The organism is Streptomyces sp. NPDC050528 (assembly GCF_044457795.1).
Taxonomy (GTDB): domain Bacteria; phylum Actinomycetota; class Actinomycetes; order Streptomycetales; family Streptomycetaceae; genus Streptomyces.
Genome location: NZ_JBITHH010000016.1, coordinates 173,606 through 192,608, shown reverse-complemented (window position 1 = coordinate 192,608; position 19,003 = coordinate 173,606). Strand labels below are relative to the sequence as shown.

At 69.8% G+C, this 19,003-nt stretch carries 15 protein-coding genes; 5 read left to right on the top strand and 10 right to left on the bottom strand.

What is annotated here, in order from left to right:
- Window positions 1-42 precede the first annotated feature (42 nt).
- Genes ACIBK4_RS42495 through ACIBK4_RS42485 form a run of 3 tightly spaced genes read right to left on the bottom strand, consistent with a single transcriptional unit; the run spans window position 43 to window position 2,698 of the window.
- The gene (locus ACIBK4_RS42495) at window positions 43-945 is read right to left on the bottom strand and encodes a metal ABC transporter permease (RefSeq protein WP_399004126.1); all 903 of its coding nucleotides are present in this window, start codon (window positions 943-945) and stop codon (window positions 43-45) included.
- Entirely contained in the window at window positions 945-1,709 is a 765-nt protein-coding gene (locus tag ACIBK4_RS42490; RefSeq protein ID WP_399004252.1) for a metal ABC transporter ATP-binding protein, read from the bottom strand. Before ACIBK4_RS42490 ends, ACIBK4_RS42495 begins: the two co-directional genes overlap by 1 nt.
- A gap of 32 nt (window positions 1,710-1,741) precedes the next feature.
- On the bottom strand, window positions 1,742-2,698 hold the full coding sequence (locus ACIBK4_RS42485; RefSeq protein ID WP_399004124.1) for a metal ABC transporter substrate-binding protein: 957 nt from the start codon (window positions 2,696-2,698) through the stop codon (window positions 1,742-1,744).
- Window positions 2,699-2,830: 132 nt separating this feature from the next.
- On the opposite strand from ACIBK4_RS42485, the gene ACIBK4_RS42480 reads away from it, so the two are divergent.
- Window positions 2,831-4,213, top strand: a complete 1,383-nt coding sequence (locus ACIBK4_RS42480; RefSeq protein WP_399004122.1) for a glycine--tRNA ligase — start codon at window positions 2,831-2,833, stop codon at window positions 4,211-4,213.
- A gap of 65 nt (window positions 4,214-4,278) precedes the next feature.
- Here the strand turns inward: ACIBK4_RS42480 and ACIBK4_RS42475 are convergent, their stop codons facing one another.
- Window positions 4,279-5,325, bottom strand: coding sequence for a chitinase (locus ACIBK4_RS42475; protein WP_399004120.1), 1,047 nt, complete (start codon window positions 5,323-5,325; stop codon window positions 4,279-4,281).
- A gap of 178 nt (window positions 5,326-5,503) precedes the next feature.
- Between ACIBK4_RS42475 and ACIBK4_RS42470 the strand changes: the two genes are divergently transcribed.
- A complete protein-coding gene (locus tag ACIBK4_RS42470; protein ID WP_399004118.1) occupies window positions 5,504-6,514 on the top strand; it encodes an aldo/keto reductase in 1,011 nt (336 codons plus the stop codon).
- A 26-nt stretch (window positions 6,515-6,540) separates the two neighbouring features.
- A complete protein-coding gene (locus ACIBK4_RS42465; protein WP_399004116.1) occupies window positions 6,541-7,137 on the top strand; it encodes a TetR family transcriptional regulator in 597 nt (198 codons plus the stop codon).
- 355 nt (window positions 7,138-7,492) lie between these two features.
- On the opposite strand, the gene ACIBK4_RS42460 is transcribed toward ACIBK4_RS42465, so the two are convergent.
- From ACIBK4_RS42460 to ACIBK4_RS42450, 3 genes are all read right to left on the bottom strand, one after another.
- A complete protein-coding gene (locus ACIBK4_RS42460; protein WP_399004114.1) occupies window positions 7,493-8,641 on the bottom strand; it encodes a serine hydrolase domain-containing protein in 1,149 nt (382 codons plus the stop codon).
- Between the two features lie 72 nt (window positions 8,642-8,713).
- Window positions 8,714-8,920, bottom strand: coding sequence for a hypothetical protein (locus ACIBK4_RS42455; protein ID WP_399004112.1), 207 nt, complete (start codon window positions 8,918-8,920; stop codon window positions 8,714-8,716).
- A gap of 135 nt (window positions 8,921-9,055) precedes the next feature.
- The gene (locus tag ACIBK4_RS42450; RefSeq protein ID WP_399004110.1) at window positions 9,056-10,483 is read right to left on the bottom strand and encodes an MFS transporter; all 1,428 of its coding nucleotides are present in this window, start codon (window positions 10,481-10,483) and stop codon (window positions 9,056-9,058) included.
- Window positions 10,484-10,584: 101 nt separating this feature from the next.
- On the opposite strand from ACIBK4_RS42450, the gene ACIBK4_RS42445 reads away from it, so the two are divergent.
- A complete protein-coding gene (locus ACIBK4_RS42445; protein ID WP_399004108.1) occupies window positions 10,585-11,481 on the top strand; it encodes a helix-turn-helix transcriptional regulator in 897 nt (298 codons plus the stop codon).
- A gap of 59 nt (window positions 11,482-11,540) precedes the next feature.
- Here ACIBK4_RS42445 and ACIBK4_RS42440 read toward each other — a convergent pair whose 3' ends face one another.
- On the bottom strand, window positions 11,541-12,986 hold the full coding sequence (locus ACIBK4_RS42440; protein WP_399004106.1) for an MFS transporter: 1,446 nt from the start codon (window positions 12,984-12,986) through the stop codon (window positions 11,541-11,543).
- 98 nt (window positions 12,987-13,084) lie between these two features.
- Here ACIBK4_RS42440 and dusB point away from each other — a divergent pair, with 98 nt between their 5' ends.
- Window positions 13,085-14,275, top strand: a complete 1,191-nt coding sequence (dusB, locus tag ACIBK4_RS42435; protein ID WP_399004103.1) for a tRNA dihydrouridine synthase DusB — start codon at window positions 13,085-13,087, stop codon at window positions 14,273-14,275.
- A 34-nt stretch (window positions 14,276-14,309) separates the two neighbouring features.
- Here the strand turns inward: dusB and ACIBK4_RS42430 are convergent, their stop codons facing one another.
- Window positions 14,310-15,974: a sulfatase-like hydrolase/transferase gene (locus tag ACIBK4_RS42430; RefSeq protein WP_399004250.1), complete on the bottom strand. Its 1,665-nt coding sequence runs from the start codon at window positions 15,972-15,974 to the stop codon at window positions 14,310-14,312.
- Between the two features lie 1,031 nt (window positions 15,975-17,005).
- On the bottom strand, window positions 17,006-18,943 hold the full coding sequence (locus tag ACIBK4_RS42425) for a glycogen debranching N-terminal domain-containing protein (RefSeq protein WP_399004101.1): 1,938 nt from the start codon (window positions 18,941-18,943) through the stop codon (window positions 17,006-17,008).
- Window positions 18,944-19,003 lie beyond the last annotated feature (60 nt).

Below are 19,003 nucleotides of genomic sequence, written 5' to 3'. Positions count from 1 at the left end.
TGCACTTTGCCGAGCCATTGTGCCAGCCCGGGCTGTGCGTGGTCAGACGCCGACCTCGTCGGCGGCCCCCCGTGTGGCTGGAATCGCGCACTCCACCGGGTCCCCGGCAGGCCGCGCCGCGGCCGCCGCCCGGGCCCGGCGCCTCGCCAGCGGAGCCGCCAGCGCGGTGAGGGCGATGAACGCGGCGATCGTCAGGAGCACAATCGTCGCACCGGGCGGGACGTTCTGGTAGTACGAGGTGACGGTGCCGCTGACCGTCACGGTCACGCCGATCACGCCCGCGATCGCCAGCGTCGCCCCGAAACTGCGGGTGAGCTGCTGCGCGGCGGCGACCGGCACCACCATCAGCGCGGAGACCAGGATCAGGCCCACGACCCGCATCGCGACGGTGACCGTGACGGCCGCGGTGACCGCCGTCAGCAGGTTCAGGGCGCGCACGGGCAGGCCGGTGACCCGGGCGAACTCCTCGTCGTGGTTCACGGCGAACAGCTGTCGCCGCAGGCCGAGGGTGACCACGATCACGAAGCCGGCCAGGATGCCGATCGCCGTCACGTCGGACGGCGAGACGGTCGAGAGGGAGCCGAAGAGGTACGAGCTCAGGTTGGCGTTCGAGCCGCCCGGCGCGAGGTTCACGAACATCACGCCGCCCGCCATACCGCCGTAGAAGAGCATCGCGAGGGCGATGTCGCCGCGGGTCTTGCCGTACCAGCGGATCAGTTCCATGAGGACCGAGCCGAGGGCGGAGACGGCGGTGGCCATCCAGACCGGGGAGGCGTTCAGTAGGAAGCCGAGGCCCACGCCGGTCATCGCGACGTGGCCGATGCCGTCGCCCATGAGGGGCTGGCGGCGCTGGACCAGGTAGATGCCGATCGCGGGGGCGGTGATGCCGACGAGGACGGCGGCGATGAGCGCCCGCTCCATGAAGGGGTAGTTGAGGATGTCCATCAGCTCAGCAGTCCCGTGCGGATCGGTTCGGCGTCCGCCGAGTGCGGGTGTACGTGGTCGTGGCCGGGCAGCGCGTGCTGGCCCAGCGCGCGCGGGGGCGGGCCGTCGTGCTGGACGCAGCCGTCGCGCAGGACGACCGCGCGGTCGATCAGCGGTTCCAGCGGGCCGAGTTCGTGCAGGACGAGCAACACCGTTGTGCCTTCGGCGACTTGGCGGGTCAGGGTGTCCGCGAGCACCTTCTGGCTGGCGAGGTCCACGCCCGCCATCGGCTCGTCCATGATGAGGAGTTCGGGTTCGGCGGCGAGCGCGCGGGCGATCAGCACGCGCTGGTGCTGGCCGCCGGAGAGCGCGTTGACGGAGTCCTTGGCGCGGTCCGCCATCCCGACCAGCTCCAGGGCGTGCCGTACGGCCTCGTGGTCCGCCTTGCGCAGCAGGCCGAAGCGGGCGCGGGAGAGGCGGCCGGACGCGACGATCTCGGTGACCGTGGCCGGGACGCCGCCGGCAGCTGTCGTGCGCTGCGGTACGTAGCCCACGCGCCGCCAGTCGCGGAAGGCGCGGCGCGGGGTGCCGAAGAGCTCGATCTCGCCCCCGCTGAGCGGGACTTGGCCGATGATCGTGCGGATCGCGGTCGACTTCCCGGAGCCGTTGGCGCCGAGCAGCGCGACCACCTCACCGCGGCGCACGGTGAGGTCGATGCCGCGCAGGACGGGGCGCGAGCCCAGCTCGGCGCGGACTCCGCGCAGCGATATGACGGGCTCGCTCATCAAGTCGCTCATCAACTCGTCCTCCGTGCTGGTCATTTACTTCCCAGGGCCTTCTGCAGCGCCTTGAGGTTGGCCTGCTGGACCGAGAAGTAGTCCGTGCCGCGGGACTTCTTGGTGATGCCCTCGATCGGGTCGAGGACGTCCGTCTTCAGGTGCGCGTCGGCGGCGATGGTCTTCGCGGTCTTGTCGCTGACGAGCGTCTCGTAGAACACGGTGGTGACGCCGTCGGCCTTGGCCATCTTCTCAAGGTCCTTGACGCGCTTGGCACTCGGCTCCGACTCGGGGTCGAGGCCGTTGATGGCCTCCTCGGTGAGGCCGTAGCGCTCGGCGAGGTAACCGAAGGCGGCGTGGGTGGTGATGAACACCTTGGTCTTGGTGTTCGCGAGGCCCGTCTTGAACTCGGTGTTGAGCGCGTCCAGCCTCTTGACCAGGGCCGCGGTGCGGGTCTTGTAGTCGGCCGCGTTCTTCGGGTCGGCCTTCTCGAAGGCCTTGCCGACGCCCTCGGCGACCTGGGCGTAGCGCACCGGGTCGAGCCAGATGTGCGGGTCGAGGCCGGCCAGCTCGTCGTTCTTCGAGGTGTCGTGCGAGGCCGCGTGGCCGCCGACCTCGTTGCCGTGCTTCTCCAGCGTGGTCAGGGAGGCGGCGTCGATCTTCGTCTTGACCTCGGACTGGCTCACCGCGTCGTCGACGGCGGGCTGGAGGTTCTTGAGGTAGAGCACCGCGTCGGACTCCCCGAGGGCGGCGGTCTGCTGCGCGCTGATCTCCAGGTCGTGCGGCTCCTGGCCGGGCTTGGTCAGGCTGGTCACATGGACGTGGCTGCCGCCGATCTGCTCGGCGAGGTACTGCAGCGGGTAGAACGCCGCGACGACGTCGAACTTGTCCGTGTTGGCCGCGGACGCGGTGTCGGAGCAGGCGGAGAGGGTCCCGAGGCCGAGGGCGGTGGCCGCGGCGATGGCGATCCCGGATATGTGGCGTCGTCGTACGTTCATGACAGTCATTTTCAACTGACATGGAAACCGTTGTCAACAAGCCCTGGGTGTGGAACCGATTTGATACAGGGGCGGGAGGCGCCGGTAACCTGAGGCATTCGCTGCCTGTCCATTCGTCATGAAGAGAGCACCGTGGCCGCCGACAAGATCGACACCATCGTCAGCCTGAGCAAGCGCCGTGGCTTCGTATTCCCCAGTAGTGAGATCTACGGCGGCCAGCGCGCCGCCTGGGACTACGGGCCCCTGGGTGTCGAGCTCAAGGAGAACCTGAAGCGCCAGTGGTGGCGCTACATGGTGACGTCGCGCGAGGACGTGGTCGGTATCGACTCGTCCGTGATCCTGGCCCCCGAGGTGTGGGTCGCCTCCGGCCATGTCGCCACTTTCTCGGACCCGCTGACCGAGTGCACCGCGTGCCACAAGCGGTTCCGCGCGGATCACCTGGAGGAGGCGTACGAGGCCAAGCACGGCCGTCCCCCGGAGAAGGGCCTCGCCGACATCAACTGCCCCAACTGCGGCAACAAGGGCCAGTTCACCGAGCCCAAGGAGTTCTCCGGCCTGCTCTCCACCCACCTGGGCCCGACGCAGGACACCGGCTCCGTCGCCTACCTGCGCCCCGAGACCGCCCAGGGCATCTTCACCAACTTCGGCCAGGTGCAGACCACTTCGCGCAAGAAGCCGCCGTTCGGCATCGCGCAGATGGGCAAGTCCTTCCGCAACGAGATCACGCCCGGCAACTTCATCTTCCGGACCCGCGAGTTCGAGCAGATGGAGATGGAGTTCTTCGTCAAGCCGGGCGAGGACGAGAAGTGGCAGGAGTACTGGATGGAGCAGCGCTGGAACTGGTACACCGGCCTGGGCCTGCGCGAGGAGAACATGCGGTGGTACGACCACCCCAAGGAGAAGCTCTCCCACTACTCCAAGCGCACCGCTGACATCGAGTACCGCTTCCAGTTCGGCGGCAACGAGTGGGGCGAGCTGGAAGGCGTCGCCAACCGCACCGACTACGACCTGAACGCCCACTCCAAGGCCTCCGGCCAGGACCTCTTCTTCTTCGACCAGGAGGCCCAGGAGCGCTGGACGCCGTACGTCATCGAGCCCGCGGCCGGTGTCGGCCGCGCGATGCTGGCGTTCCTGCTCGACGCGTACGTCGAGGACGAAGCGCCCAACGCCAAGGGCAAGTTGGAGAAGCGGACGGTGCTGCGCCTGGACCACCGCCTCGCCCCGGTGAAGGTCGCGGTGCTCCCGCTGTCCCGCAACCCCGAGCTGTCCCCGAAGGCCAAGGGCCTTGCCGCCGCGCTGCGTCAGAACTGGAACATCGAGTTCGACGACGCGGGTGCGATCGGCCGTCGTTACCGGCGTCAGGACGAGATCGGTACGCCGTACTGCGTGACGGTCGACTTCGACACGCTTGAGGACAACGCGGTGACGGTGCGCGAGCGCGACTCGATGAAGCAGGAGCGGGTGTCTCTCGACCAGATCGAGGGCTATCTGGCGGGGCGTCTCGTCGGCGCTTAGGGTCAACTCGCCTTAAACGAAAGGCCGGACGGGCAGAATGCCCGTCCGGCCTTTCGCGTGGGGTCTCAACGGCCCTGCAGCGCCTTCACGTTGTCGCCGAACGTCCAGTTCTTCGAGCCGTCCCAGTTGATCGACCAGGTCATCAGGCCCTTGAGGCTCGTGCCGTAGTGCTTCCACGCCTGGGAGACCAGGGACGGTGACATGTAGCCGCCGCCCGCGCCCGACTGGGCGGGCAGGCCCGGGACTTGCTTGTCGTACGGGACCTTGATCGTCGTACCCTGCACGACCAGGCCCTTGTTGAGGCAGTCGGTCTGGGCGGTGAAGCCCGCGACCGTGCCGGCCGAGTACGAGTCGCCGGAGCAGCCGTACATGCTGCCGTTGTAGTACTGCATGTTGAGCCACCACAGGCGGCCGTTGTCCGCGTACTTCTTCACGATCGGGAGAAAAGCGCCCCAGATCGAGCCGTACGTGATGCTGCCGCCGGTGACGTACGCCGTCTCCGGGGCCATCGTCAGGCCGAAGTTGGACGGCATCTGGGCGAGGATGCCGTCGATGATGCGGATCAAGTTGGCCTGGGACGTGGAGAGTTGGCCGATGTTTCCGCTGCCGACCAGGCCCGTCTCGATGTCGATGTCGATGCCGTCGAAGTTGTACTTCTTCAGGATCGGCACGATCGTCGAGACGAACTTGTCGGCCACCGTGGACGAGCTGAGGTCGATGCCCGCGGCCGCGCCGCCGATCGACATCAGGATCGTCTGGCCGGAGGCCTTCGCCGCGCACATCTCGGCGGGCGTGGCCACCTTCACGCCCGCGTCCATGCCGTCCTCCCAGAGGGCAGTGCCGTCTGAACGGATCACCGGGAAGGCCGCGTTGATCACGTTGTAGCCGTGGGCGGCGATCGCGGAGTTGGTGATCGGGGTCCAACCGAAGGGCGGATGAACGCCGTTGGCGGAGCCGTCCCAGTTCTCCCAGTAGCCCTGGAGGACCTTGCCGGCCGGGCGGGACTTCACGGCGCAGGTGTCGGCGGCGGATGCCGTGGGGGCGGCGGCTATCGAGAGGGGGACGAGGAGGGTGGCCGCGGTGAGGGCGGCGGTGACAAGGCGACGGAGCATGCGAGGCCTCCCGGTGGGGGTGCGGTGAGGTGTCGTGCGTCGTAGACATGACAGTGCTCGTGGTCCAGACCTTTCGTCAAGAGGTCTGTACCACTCGATCGCGCGGGCGCCGGGCAGGCTGACAAGTATGGAATGACAGATATTGAAATCTGTCAGCTGTCATGCCAAGGTGGAACGCATGACGATCCCCACGCGCACTCTCGGAACCACCGGCCCCCAGGTCTCCGCCCTCGGCCTCGGCTGCATGGGCATGTCCGCGCTGTACGGCGACGCGGACCGCGGCGAGTCCATCGCCACCGTCCACGCGGCCCTCGAAGCGGGCGTGACGCTCCTCGACACCGGCGACTTCTACGCCATGGGCCACAACGAGATGCTGATCGGCGAGGCCCTGCGCACCGCCCCCGCCGCCCGCCGCGAACAGGCGCTCACCAGCGTGAAGTTCGGGGCCCTGCGCGGCCCGGACGGCAGCTGGTCCGGCTACGACGGCAGGCCCGCCGCCGTGAAGAACTTCGCCGCGTACTCCCTCCAGCGCCTCGGCGTCGACCACATCGACGTGTACCGCATCGCCCGGGTCGACCCCGGCGTACCGATCGAGGAGACGGTCGGCGCGATCGCCGAACTGGTCGAGCAGGGCTACGTCCGGCACATCGGCCTCAGCGAGGTCGGCGCCGACACGATCCGCCGGGCCGCGGCCACCGCGCCGATCGCGGACGTGCAACTGGAGTACGCGCTGATCACGCGCGGCATCGAGGACCGGATCCTGCCGGTCACCCGCGAGTTGGGCATCTCCGTCACGGCGTACGGCGTGCTGTCCCGGGGGCTGATCTCCGGGCACTTCACGCCCGACCGGCAGCTCGGCGCGACCGACTTCCGGGCACACTCGCCGCGCTTCCAGGGCGAGAACCTCCAGCACAACCTGACCCTGGTCGAGCAGTTGCGGAAGCTCGCCGAGCAGAAGGGCGTCTCCGTCGCCCAACTCGCCATCGCCTGGGTGCTGTCGAGGGGCGAGGACATCGTGCCGCTCGTCGGCGCGCGCACCCGGGAGCGGCTCGTGGAGTCGCTGGGCGCGCTGGACGTCGTACTGGACGCGGCCGATCTGGCGGCGATCGAGGCGGCCGTACCGGCGGACTCGGCGGTGGGCGACCGCTACCCGTCGGCGATGATGCAGCACCTCGACAGCGAGCACTGATCCCGCCTGCGGGTACGGTCTTCGTCATGGCACCGAGCGAGACCCTGACCGCCGAGCGCATCCTCGAAGCGACCGAGGAGGTGCTGCGCCGCCACGGCCCGGCCAAGGCCACCGTGGTGGACGTGGCCCGCGCGCTCGGCGTCAGCCATGGCACCGTCTACCGGCACTTCCGTACGAAGGCGGACCTGCGCGCGGCGGTCACCAAGCGCTGGCTGGACCGCACTTCGGAGAACCTCTCCCGCTTCACGGCCGGGGACCGCGACCCCGAGACCCGCCTCCGCGACTGGCTGGCGGGCCTCTTCGACGCCAAGCGGCGCAAGGCGGGCGACGATCCCGAGATGTTCGCCACGTACATGGTTCTCGCCCAGGAGGCGGGCGACGTGGTCGACGAACACCTCGACGAACTCATCGGCCAGCTCACCGCGATCATCGGCGCCGGCGTCGAGAGCGGCGTCTTCACGACCCCCGCCCCGGCCGTCGCCGCCCGCACCGTCTTCCAGGCCGCCGCCTGCTTCCACGATCCGTCCTACGCGCGGGAGTGGCGGAAGCCGGGCGCGGACGCGGAGTTCGAGGCACTGGTGGAGCTGTTGGTGCGCGGACTGCGGAGCCGGCCCCGCGGTTGAACCGCCGCCCCGGGCCGACCGCGAACACATCCGCCCACCCGGCGCCGGGCTCGGCGCCCCGGATGTCGCCGGGGCGGAGGTGGCCGGCCGTCGGCGCGGCCAGGGACGGTGCGGTGAAGGCCCCGCCGACCGGCGTCCCGGCGACGGGGCTCGCGACGGAGCCCACGAGCGCACCGGCGACGATCACGGCCGCGAGGCCGAGGCGCGGGCTACCGGGAGCGCCGGAGAAGAAGCCACGCAACACCCCGCGTGATGCCCGCAGTTCGGACCAGGACCGGCTCATGTGCCGTCGTCGGGTCGGCCGTATGGCCCTCGGGCCGCTCGTCCGTCCGTTGCCCTCCGCTCGGTCGCCGACCTAACCGATTGCCGCGCACCCCCAGAACTCCCGCATCAGCGCCGTCGGCGTCGGGTTGGTCATCGCCACCTGGGTCAGCAGGACCGTCACCGTGCCGGTGGGCGGGATCACGTGGGCCGTCGTGCCGGTGCCGCCGACCCAGCCGTAGCGGCCGGGGACGTTCCACGGGTCGATCGGAGCGACGTCGACCTGGCCGCCGTAGCCCCAGCCCTGGCCCTCCAGGAAGAGGGCCGAGGCGTCGCGCTGGGCGGCGGTGAGGTGGTTGGTGGTCATGCGGCTCACTGAGGTGGGGGAGAGGACCGGGGCGCCGTCCGGTGCCGCGCCGGCGTTCGCGAGCATGCGGCCGAAGGCCAGCAGGTCGTCGGCCGTCGAGACCAGGCCGCCCGCGCCCGAGGGGAAGGCGGGCGGGCGGCTGAAGCCGCCGTCCGGGGCGTCGGTCTGTTCCAGGGTGCCCTTCTCGCCCGGCATGTAGGCGGTGGTGAACCGGGCCCGTTTCGACTCCGGCACCGTGAACGCCGTGTCCGTCATGCCCAGCGGCCCGAAGAACCGCTCCGCCAGGAAGTGCGGGAACGACGAGCCCGAGGCGCGGGCGACCAGGACGCCCTGGAGGTCCGAGCAGGTGTTGTAGAGCCACGCGGCACCCGGCTGGCGCACCATCGGGATCCGGGACAGCGCGGCGAGCCACTCGTCGGGTCCGGGCTGGAGGTAGGGCGCGCGGCCGTCCTGCTGGAACGCGAGCAGCGCCTGGACGGCCGGCAGGGAGAAGTCGTCCGGGAAGCCCCAGCCGGCCCGGAAGCTCAGCAGGTCCTCGACGGTGACCGGACGCTCCGCCGGGACCACGTCCTCGACCGGCGAGGACGGAGTGCGGACCACCGTCGGCTTCGCCAGCTCCGGCAGCCACTCCGCCACCGGCGCGTCCAGCGCGAGCCGCCCGTCCTCCACCAGCGCCAGCACCGCCGCCGCCGTGACCGGCTTGCTGACCGAGGCGATCCGGAAGATCGCGTCGCGGGTCATCGGGGCGGTGCCTTCGACGTCGACGGAGCCGACGGCGGCCACCTCGACGTCGTCGCCGCGGGCCACCAGGCCCACCGCCCCCGGCACGGTGCCGTCGTCGACGCGTCGCCGCAGGGTGTCGTGGAGAGAGCTCATCGGTCGGCCTTCCGGTCCGGGGAGTCGTATCGGATACGACTCTCCTCGCCTCGCGAACTCATCGCTCCCCGGTCAGTCGGCGGACGGGTCCTTCGTCGCCTGGTGCTCCTCCGCCAGATGCTCCTCCGCCTTCAGCCAGGGCAGGAACTGCGCGCTCTTCTTCCAGCCGCAGGTGTCGCACACGATCGTGCGCTGCGCGCCCTTGCGCTGCACGCGGACGACATGTTCCCGCCCGTGCTGGTCCCAGCGGCTCACTTTGCTCGTATTGATCTGCAACATGCGCCTCGCCTCCGTTCAGGAGTCTCCGGCAAGGAGTGTGCAGCAAGACCAACATCAACAGGGCTCAATTCACGCCGAGTTGTCCAAGCTGTGAACATGTCATCCGGAGTGACGACTGGCGTGACGTCCGGTATGTCAGCCGATGGTGCGCGGCAGCCGCAGGCTGAGCAGCCCGGTGAGCACGACCCCGGCCAACTGCGCCAACAGCGTTGTCGCCAGGGCGTCTTGCATGCCCATCCCCGGGACCAGGGAGAGGAACAGGGTGCCGAGCGTGGCCACGCCCAGTGCCAGTGCGGACTGCTGGGTGGTGACCATGACGCCGGCGCCCACACCGGCACGGGCGGTCGGCACCTCGGACAGGATGATCCGGAAGATGATGGGGAGTTGGAGCGCCTGACCGGCTCCGGCGACGGCCGCGCCGGGGAGCAGTTCGACGAACCCGAGGTGCGGCCAGGAGCGCCACACGGCCAGCACGATCAGCCCGAGGCCCACCGCCTGGATGACCGAACCGGCGGTCACGACCCGCGTGCCGTACCGGTTCACCAGCCGCGGCCCGGCGAGCGAGGCGAGGAAGAAGGTCACCGCCAGCGGGACGAGCGCGAGGCCCGCCGCGACCGGGCCGAGACCAGCCCCACTCTGCAACGCCACCGCGATCACGAACATGAACCCGCTGAACCCGATCGCGAACGGCACGATCATCACCAGCCCGCGCCGCAGCGAGGTCAGCGCCAGCAGACTCGGCGGCACCAGCGGCGTACGGCCCTGTCGGTCCGCCCTGCGCTCCACCGCGTAGAACGCCGACGCGAGCCCCGGGAACGCGGCCAACGCCAGCCACGTCCACAGCGGCCAGCCCGCCGCCCGGCCCTCGGTCAGCGGCACGAGCAGCGCCAGCAGGGACGCGCCGAGCAGGAAGGTGCCGGGGACGTCCACCGGCTCGGGGTGCTGCGAACGCGTCTCCGGTACGACCTTGGCGGCCAGGACCAGGCCGACGATGACGACCGGCACGTTCACCAGGAACACCGCGCGCCAGCCGGTACCGGCGATGTCGGCGGCCACCAGGACCCCGCCGAGGATCTGGCCCGCGACCATGGCGAGGCCGGCGGTGGCGCCGTACAGGCCCATGGCCTTGGCGCGGCGCGGGCCCTGGGTCGCGGCCTGGATGGTGGCGAGAACCTGCGGGAGCATCGCGGCGGAGGCGGCGCCCTGCGCGATCCGCGCGGCGACGAGCGTCCACGCGGTGGGCGCGAGCCCGCACGCGAGCGAGGTGACGCCGAACGCGGCCATCCCGCCCAGGAACAGCCGCCGGCGCCCGAACAGGTCGCCGAGCCTGCCACCGAGGACGAGCAGCACGGCGTACGAGACTCCGTAGCCGGCGACGACGAGTTCGAGGACGGCCTCGCTCGCCGAGAGGTCCTTGCCGATGGTCGGCAGGGCCACGTTCACGATGAAGAAGTCGATGAGGGGCAGCGCCGCGGCCAGCAGCACCGTGAACAGTCCGAGGCCGCTGAGCACGGGTGCCGCCGCCGGGGATTTCACGGTGCGGGAAGCGATGGTTTCGGTCACGTAGACGAGCGTGCGCCTCTCGGGAGACTGGTACCAGAGTGTCCTTATCCTGGTAGCAGGACTACCTGGAAACAGGCTCCGGGCGGCGGCAGACTGGAGAGATGACGACCATGGCACAGGAAACGGTGACCGAGCCGACGGCTGGTGTGCCGGTCGCTTCGCAGACGGCGTCGACGGTCCGGCGCCATGAACTCGCCGCGTTCCTGCGCCACCGCCGTGAGCACATCGCCCCCGAGCAGGTCGGCCTCCCGCGCGGCACCCGGCGCCGCACCCCCGGCCTGCGCCGCGAGGAGGTCGCGCAGCTCGCCGCGGTCGGGGTCACCTGGTACACGTGGCTCGAACAGGCGAGGGACATCCAGGTCTCGGTCCAAGTACTGGACGCGCTGGCCCGCACCCTGTTCCTGGACAGCAGCGAACGCGCCCACCTCTTCCAGCTGGCCGGTGCGATCGACCCGCAGCCGGCCACGACCTGCGCGGTCGTCACGCCCGCCCTGAAGCTGATGCTGGACCAGCTGGACCCGATCCCGGCCTGCCTCCAGAACAGCAGGTACGACATCCTCGCCTACAACCGCACCTACGGGATGCTGCTCTGCGACCTGGACGCGGTACCGCCCGAGGACCGCAACTGCATGATCCTCTCCTACACGCACGAGGAGTGGCGGTCGTCGATCGTGCACCTGGAGAAGACCCAGCGCCTCATGGCCGCCCGCTTCCGCGGCTCGATGGCCGACCACCTGGCCGACCCCACCTGGAAGACCCTCCTCAAGCGCCTCCGCACGTCCCCCGAGTTCCGCGAGGTCTGGGACCGCCACGAGGTCATGGGCGCCAGCCCCCGCCGCAAGGAGTTCCGCAACACCCACGTGGGCCGCATCACCGTCGACCACACAGACCTGTGGCTGGGCCCGGCGAGGGGCCCGAGGATGGTCACGTATGCGCCGGCGGACGGCGAGTCGAGAGAGCGGCTGGAGCGCCTGTACGCACTAGCACAGGCAAGGTAAGTCACCCCAGGGGCGCGGGGAACTGCGCGACCAGCCACAGCGGACCCGCACCCGCAAAACTAGGCGTTGATCCCAGCCGCTTCGCGTACTTCAACAGACGCCAACTTCTCAGCCGTACGCTCAGCAGTCCGCCGAGCCCAAGCCCCACTGGTAACCGCCCCCAGCACCAGCACCGCGAGCCCACACACCACGAGAATCCACCACCCGGGCCGAGCCGCAGAAACAAACGTGTCCTTGTACGAGGACGCCGACACCCCGGAAGCCAACACCGCCCCCACCACGGCAACCCCCAACGTCTGCCCCAACTGCCGACTCGTGGAAGCAACAGCCGCCGCAACCCCCGCCTGAGCCCGCGGCATCCCGGACACCGCCGTGTTGGTGATCGGCGCGTTCACAAACCCGAACCCGATCCCGAACAACGCGTACCCGATGAACCGCGAGACGCCCGACGTCTCCGCCTCGAACCCCGCGAACATCACCGCACTCGCCGTCATCGCCGTCCCCGCGATCAACAGGGATATTCGCGGCCCATGACTACCGACCAGCCGCCCGGAGATCGGCGCGCACAGGAACGTAGGCACTGCCATCGGCAACATCCACAGCCCGGCGTGCAGCGCGTCCAGCCCGACCACGTTCTGCAGATACAGCGTGGACAGGAACAGGAAGCCCCCCAGCGCCGAGAACGCGCTGATCGCGATCACCGTCGCCCCACTGAACGGAGCCGACCGGAAGAACCGCAGATCGATGAGCGGCTCATCGCGCCGAGGCTCGTACCAGAGCAGGGCGACAAGGGCCGCCAGCGCCAGCACCGCGAACGGCAGGATCGAGGTGAACCCGGAGCTCGGCGCCTCGATGATCGCGTACGTCAGGGAGCCGAACAGCGCGATCACCAGGAGCTGACCGACCGGGTCGGCACGGCGGGCCTTGGGCGCGCGGGACTCGGGGATGAACTTCAGCGTGAGCAGCAGCGCGGCCAGCCCCACCGGCAGGTTGATCCAGAAGATCGAGCGCCAGCCGACGGAGTCCACGAGCAGCCCGCCGATCAGCGGCCCCGCGGCCATCGATATGCCGACGACCGCGCCCCACACCCCGATCGCCCGGGCCCGCTCACGCGGCTCGGTGAAGGTGTTGGTGATGATCGACATGGCGACCGGGTTGAGCATCGAACCGCCGACCGCCTGGATCATGCGGAACCAGATCAGCGCGTCCAGATTCGGCGCCAGGGAGCAGAGCAGCGAGCCGAGGCTGAAGACCACCAGGCCGGTGATGAAGACCCGCTTGCGGCCGATGCGGTCGGCCGTGGAGCCCGCCAGCATCAGCAGGGAGGCCAGGACCAGGGTGTACGCGTCGATCGTCCACTGCAGACCGGAGGTCGACGCGTGCAGATCGGTCTGCATCGCGGGCAGGGCGACGTTCAGGATGGTCACGTCCAGGCTCACGATCAGCAGACTCATGCAGCAGATCGCGAGCACCAGCTGTCGGCGGCGGTGGCTGAGCTCGGGCATGCGAACCATCGTACGCCAAACTCGATAGTGCGGCTAACTAATTACCGATACACGATCTTCGGACCCGGGCACCCGGCGTCGTACGGGACAATGGAGCAATGTCCACGCCCGTGTCCCTGTCTGCCGCCCCCTCTGCCTCGCCGTCCGCGTCCCCGGCTGTGACGCCGTTGCAGATCGGTCCGCACACCGTCTCGCCGCCCGTCGTCCTGGCTCCCATGGCCGGGATCACGAACGCGCCCTTCCGCACCCTGTGCAGGGAGTTCAGCGGCGGCAAGGGCCTGTTCGTGAGCGAGATGATCACGACGCGGGCGCTGGTCGAGCGCAACGACAAGACCATGCAGCTGATCCGTTTCGACGCGACCGAGAAGCCGCGTTCGATCCAGCTGTACGGCGTCGACCCGGCGACCGTCGGCAAGGCCGTCCGCATGATCGCGGAGGAGGGGCTCGCCGACCACATCGACCTCAACTTCGGCTGCCCCGTGCCGAAGGTCACCCGCAAGGGCGGCGGCTCCGCGCTGCCGTACAAGCGGAACCTGCTGCGGGCGATCCTGAAGGAGGCCGTCAGCGGGGCCGGTGACCTGCCCGTCACGATGAAGATGCGCAAGGGCATCGACGACGACCACATCACGTTCCTCGACGCCGGCCGCATCGCTGTCGAGGAGGGCGTCACGTCCATCGCGCTGCACGGCCGCACGGCCGCCCAGCACTACGGCGGTACGGCGGACTGGGACGCGATCGCGCGTCTGAAGGAGCATGTGCCGGAGATCCCCGTGCTCGGCAACGGTGACATCTGGTCGGCGCAGGACGCGCTGCGGATGGTGCGGGAGACCGGGTGCGATGGGGTGGTGGTCGGGCGCGGGTGTCTTGGCCGGCCGTGGCTGTTCGCGGATCTCGTGGCCGCTTTCGAGGGGCGTCAACAAGACGTCCTGGAGCCGTCGTTGCGCGAGGTCGCCGATGTCATGGTGCGGCACGCGACGCTGTTGGGGGAGTGGATCGGGGACGAGGCGCGGGGCGTCATCGACTTCCGTAAGCACGTCGCCTGGTACCTGAAGGGCTTCGCGGTCGGCAGCGAGATGCGCAAGCGGCTCGCGATCACGTCGTCGCTGGAGGAACTCCGGGCCGGGCTGGACGAGTTGGACCTCGACCAGCCGTGGCCGGTGGGCGCGGACGGGCCCCGCGGCCGTACGTCCGGCAACAACAGGGTGGTGTTGCCGGACGGTTGGCTGAAGGACCCGTACGACTGCGCGGGGATCAGCGAGGACGCGGAACTGGACACGTCCGGCGGCTGAACTCCCTTGGACGGCTGGTCAGTTGGGCGGCCGGTCAGCTCTTCTTCGGGTGGGGCGTCGAGCCGTACGCCGTCAGGAACTTGTCGCGGAAGTCGCTCATCTTCCACACCGGGGCGTTGTGGGCGGGGCGCAGACCGTCGGACCAGTTCCAACTGTCGATCTTCTCAAGGATCTTGGGGTCCTTGGCGACGATCGAGATCGGGACGTCACGGCTGGCGTGGTTGCCGCTGACGCGGGCGATCGGCTGGTGGTCGCCGAGGAAGACGAGCACGGTGTTGTCGTTGCCGTAGCGCTCCAGCCACTGGGTGAGGGAGTTCACCGAGTACTGGATCGACTTGCCGTACTCCTGGCGGGACTTGGTGGTGTCGGCGATGACGCTGGACGCCTTGTTGCCGGCCTTCTCGATCGAGTCGAAGATCGAACCGTTGCCCAGCTGGTCCCACGGGACGAGCTTCGGGATCGGCGCCCACGGCTGGTGGCTGGAGGTCAGGATGATCATCGACATCAGCGACTTGCCGTCGGCGCGCGGCTTGCTGTGCACCTGCTTCTGGAACTGCTCCAGCGCGTACTGGTCCGGCATCGTCGACCAGCTGAACTTCGGTCCCTTGTAGCCGAGTTGGAAGGCGTTGTAGACCTTGTCGAGGCCGTAGAAGCTCTGCTCCGGCCAGCCCTTCTGGATACCCGGCATCACGCCGACGGTGTCGTAGTCGCCGGTCTTCTTGAAGGCGTCGGTGAGGCTGAGGTGGTCGCTGGCCATCACCGTGCGGTAGCGCTGCTGATTGCTGACCCACAGGCCGGACATGGTGGTGGAGTGGCCGAGCCAGCTGCTGCCGCCGTAGGTCGCCGAGGTCAGCCAGCCGCTCTTCGCGGCGAAGCCCGCCTTCGAGAGGGCCTTGGTGTCGGCGGCGAGGGTGTCGTCGACACCCGGCGCCATGATCGGGTCCTCGATTGCGCTCCGGCCGTAGCTCTCGATGAAGGTGAAGATCATGTCCTTGCCGCGCAGGTCCGGGACGAGCTGGCTGCCGGGGGTGTTGCCGAACGCGTCGACCTTCGCGACCTTCTTGAACTCGGCCTCGTCGCGCAGGGTTTCCTGCATCGCGCGCACCTGGTACTTGATGACGCCCGCGGTGTGGTCGGCGGCGAGCGGGATGCCGTGGAACTCCAGCGCGAACGCGGTGAGGGTGATCCACACCGTGCCGGCGATCAGGGTGCCCTTGGTCGCGATGGCCTTGTAGGTCACCAGGACGTTGCTGAGCCGGACCATCGCCAGCGCGACGAGGACGATCAGCGCGACGATGAGGGCGATGAGGGCGACCGTGATGATCTGGGTGGCCGTCCCGCCGAAGGTGTCCTTCAGATACCCGCGGGCATCCCCGAACAGGCTCCAGTCCAGGATGATGTTGAAGTGCCGGCCCAGGTATTCGTTGAACCCCATGTCGAACATGTTCAGCACGGCGATGGCCCCGACGAGCGCGCCGAACCCCGCGGCCACGATGACCCGAGCCCGCCGCGGCAGACTCAGCAGAATGACGGCCGCCATGATCGCCTCGGCGGGCAGCCGCGCGAACTCCATGAGCCTCAACTGGCCCAGCGTGTTGGGCATTTCGAGGCAGATGTAGACGAGCACGGCAGCGAGGAAGGTGACGACCCAGGAGAACGTGAGCGCGGCGACGGGGTGCCTCTCGCGCCAGGCGTGCATACGACGCCGGAGGCCTAGACGGCTGCTCCAGGTGCGTAGGCCTGGGCGTTTGGGGCGGGGGGTGGTGGCTTCGGTGGGGTCGGGGGTCTCCGGGGCGTCGGAGGCGGTGTCTACGGCGGCTTCGGGCTCGGCTTCCGTATCCGGGGTGGTCGCGGCGACCTCGGAGCCAGGTGCTTCGGCGTCCTTGGCTGTCCCGGACTTCACGGCGCTGGACGCGGTGTCGGGTGCCGCTTCCGCCGTAGCCTCGGACGGCGTTTCTACGGCCCGTTCGGGCGCGGAGGCGTCGGCTTGCTCGGGTTCGGCAGCGGGAGAGGCGTCGGCTTCGGGCGCGGCGCTTGCAGGGGAACCGGGCTCGGTCGCGGCAGAGGCAGCGGAACCGGCCTCGGTCTTGGCGGTGCCGGAAGCGTCGGCCTCGGTCGCGGCGTCGACAGAAGGCTTGGCCTTGCTCATGGCGCTTGCGGGGCGGTTGGCTTTCGTCTCGGCAGCCGTGGAGGCTCTGGCCTCGGTCTTGCCGCCGGCGTTCGTCGAAAGGTCGGCCTCTGTGTCCGCGCCCGCAGGACGCTGCGTCTTGGTCCCGGCGGTGGGGGAGGTTCCGGCGTTGGTCTTGTTGCCGGTGCCCGCTGAAGCGTCGGTTCGCGTCTTGCCCCCGCTCGCGGCGACTGCGGAAGAGCCGGTCTTGGCCTCGGCCTCAACCTCACCGGCCGCAGAACTCCCCCCGTCCGCCTCGGACTTGGACCCGGTATCGCCCGCGAGGTCGGAGGCCTCCGGCGTTGCTATCGCGTCGTCCGGTGTCGGTTCGTCGTTCGTGTCCGGCGGCAGTACCTCGCCATCGGCTGCCCCGGCCGTATTCGGTGTCTGGCGTGTGCTCGTGTGCTGAGGCAACCCGAAGGTCCTTCCGTGCGAGGCCCGTGATCGGAGTAGAGGGGCGGTCCGACTGGGGAGGCAGGACCGCCGCTCTTCCGTACGAGTTGCCTCGGGCCCCTGTTCACGGAACTGGGCAAACACCCGGCAAACGCCTTATCACCGTTGTGTCACGCGCCCCCGACCGCCGTGAGCAGCGCCAACGGAGCCGCCGCCGAACGGGACTCCCGTACACACGCGTGTGGGTACGGAACCGGCTCCGGGTGGGTGTCGCGGCCGTAGCCCGCGAGGACCTCCGGGAGGCGGTGGCCGGTCGCCGTCGCCGCGTCGACCAGCGCGTGCGCGACCGTGCGGGCCTCGTCGTGCAGGCCGTAGCGGGCCAGGCCCAGCGTGATCAGCGCGTTGTCGTGCGGCCAGACCGAACCCCGGTGGTAGGAGAGCGGGTGGTACGCCGCTTGGCCCGAGGCCAGGGTGCGGACGCCCCAGCCCGAGAAGAAGTCCGGCGCCAGGAGCCTGCGGCCCACCAGTTCGCCGTACTCCTTGTCCAGGAGGCCGGACCACAGCAGGTGGCCGGCGTCCGACGCCAGCGCGTCCACCTGCCTGCCCTCGCCGTCCAGCGCCAGCGCCGGGAACGAGTGCTCCCGCATCCAGAAGTCCCGCTGGAAACGGTCCCGTAGGTCGGCCGCGGCCTGTTCCAGGAGGGCCGCGTACGTCTCGTCCTCCCACACCGTCCGCGCCACCCACGCCGTGCGGCGCAGCGCGTCGTACGCGTACCCCTGCGCCCCCGCCGCCATCACCGGACCGCTCGCCCGCGTGCCGTCGGCGCCGCAGATCGCGCCGGGGGAGTCCTTCCAGTTCTGGTTGGCGAGGCCGCCCTGGTCCGCGCGGTAGACCAGGTAACCGCGTGACGTCAGGCCGCCGTGGTCCAGCATCCAGCCGATCGCGGCACGGGCGTTGGGCTCCAGGCGCCGGGCCAGTGCCGTGTCGCCGGTCTGCTCCACGTACGCGCCGAGCAGCACCAGGAACAGCGGGGTCGCGTCGACCGAGCCGTAGTAACGCCCGTACGGCACCTGTCCGAAGTGCGCCAACTCGCCGTGCCGCACCTCGTGCACGATCTTGCCGGGCTGGGAGACCGACTCGGGGCCCACCGCCGTCGCCTGTGTCGCGGCCAGCGCCGGCAGTGTGGCGGCGGCGAGCTGGGGGCGGTAGGGGAGCGCGAAGAGGGAGGTCAGGAGGGCGTCCCTGCCCAGCAGGGTCAGGAACCAGGGTGCCCCTGCCGCCGGTACGCGCAGTTCCTCGCCGTCCGGGCCCGTCGCCGGTACCTGGAGCGAGGCCAGGTCCGACAGGCCCCGGGCGCAGGCCGCCGCCAACTCCGGCCAGCCGGTGGGGAAGGAGACGCCCTGGACGTACTCGCCCTCCAGCGCGATGAGTTGGTCGTTCAGGGCGGACGGGGAGCGCGGTACCCGCAGGGCGCGCTTGTCGCCGTGCGGGCGGGCCATCACGCGGAGCGCCAACTCGGCGGTGCCGTGCGGTTCGAGGTCCAGCGTCCACACCATGCGGCGGGCGCCGGTGCCGGTCTCCTCGACGCCGTCGGGAGCGGGCTCGGCCGTGACCGTCGTAAGGGAACGCCATTCGCCGCGCTGGTACGCGAACTCCACGCCGTCCTCCAGGACTTGGCGGGAGCGGGTGGCGCCGATCTTCGCGTAGGTGCGGTAGTCGGAGCGGAGTTCGAACTGGTCGGTGAAGTCGGCGTCGGCGGTGACCGCGAGCCGGACCGTCGTCGGCACTGGGCGGTTGCTCGTCACCTTGAGCGATTCGACGAACGCGCCGTCGCCCACGGCCTGTTCACGGAAGAGCGTGTGTGCGGGCGGCTCCTGGCGGCCGCCGCGCGGGACGAGGACACAGCGCGCCATGTCCCCGTCGGCCACCGGCGTCAGCGCCTCCGGCACCGCGCCGTCGACCGTCAACTGCCAGCGGCTCAGATGCCGGGCGTCCCGTACGAATAACCCGTCCGGGGAACTGCCGCCCCGTACGCCGCTGATGTCCCCGCCGTCGCCCACGGCTGCGAACGTCCCGCCGTGCACGAGCAGATGATGCCGGTCCGTCATCCCCGGTCCCCTCCCTTGACTCTCTTGGCGACCTTGACTTCTGTGTCACTGACGTCGGCG

Excerpts from the sequence above, each read along its gene's own strand:
- ACIBK4_RS42495 (WP_399004126.1), bottom strand. The coding sequence starts at position 945 with ATGGACATCCTCAACTACCCCTTCATGGAGCGGGCGCTCATCGCCGCC.
- ACIBK4_RS42490 (WP_399004252.1), bottom strand. The coding sequence starts at position 1,709 with ATGAGCGAGCCCGTCATATCGCTGCGCGGAGTCCGCGCCGAGCTGGGC.
- ACIBK4_RS42485 (WP_399004124.1), bottom strand. The coding sequence starts at position 2,698 with ATGAACGTACGACGACGCCACATATCCGGGATCGCCATCGCCGCGGCC.
- ACIBK4_RS42475 (WP_399004120.1), bottom strand. The coding sequence starts at position 5,325 with ATGCTCCGTCGCCTTGTCACCGCCGCCCTCACCGCGGCCACCCTCCTC.
- ACIBK4_RS42470 (WP_399004118.1), top strand. The coding sequence starts at position 5,504 with ATGACGATCCCCACGCGCACTCTCGGAACCACCGGCCCCCAGGTCTCC.
- ACIBK4_RS42465 (WP_399004116.1), top strand. The coding sequence starts at position 6,541 with ATGGCACCGAGCGAGACCCTGACCGCCGAGCGCATCCTCGAAGCGACC.
- ACIBK4_RS42460 (WP_399004114.1), bottom strand. The coding sequence starts at position 8,641 with ATGAGCTCTCTCCACGACACCCTGCGGCGACGCGTCGACGACGGCACC.
- ACIBK4_RS42455 (WP_399004112.1), bottom strand. The coding sequence starts at position 8,920 with ATGTTGCAGATCAATACGAGCAAAGTGAGCCGCTGGGACCAGCACGGG.
- ACIBK4_RS42445 (WP_399004108.1), top strand. The coding sequence starts at position 10,585 with ATGACGACCATGGCACAGGAAACGGTGACCGAGCCGACGGCTGGTGTG.
- ACIBK4_RS42440 (WP_399004106.1), bottom strand. The coding sequence starts at position 12,986 with ATGCCCGAGCTCAGCCACCGCCGCCGACAGCTGGTGCTCGCGATCTGC.
- dusB (WP_399004103.1), top strand. The coding sequence starts at position 13,085 with ATGTCCACGCCCGTGTCCCTGTCTGCCGCCCCCTCTGCCTCGCCGTCC.
- ACIBK4_RS42430 (WP_399004250.1), bottom strand. The coding sequence starts at position 15,974 with ATGCACGCCTGGCGCGAGAGGCACCCCGTCGCCGCGCTCACGTTCTCC.
- ACIBK4_RS42425 (WP_399004101.1), bottom strand. The coding sequence starts at position 18,943 with ATGACGGACCGGCATCATCTGCTCGTGCACGGCGGGACGTTCGCAGCC.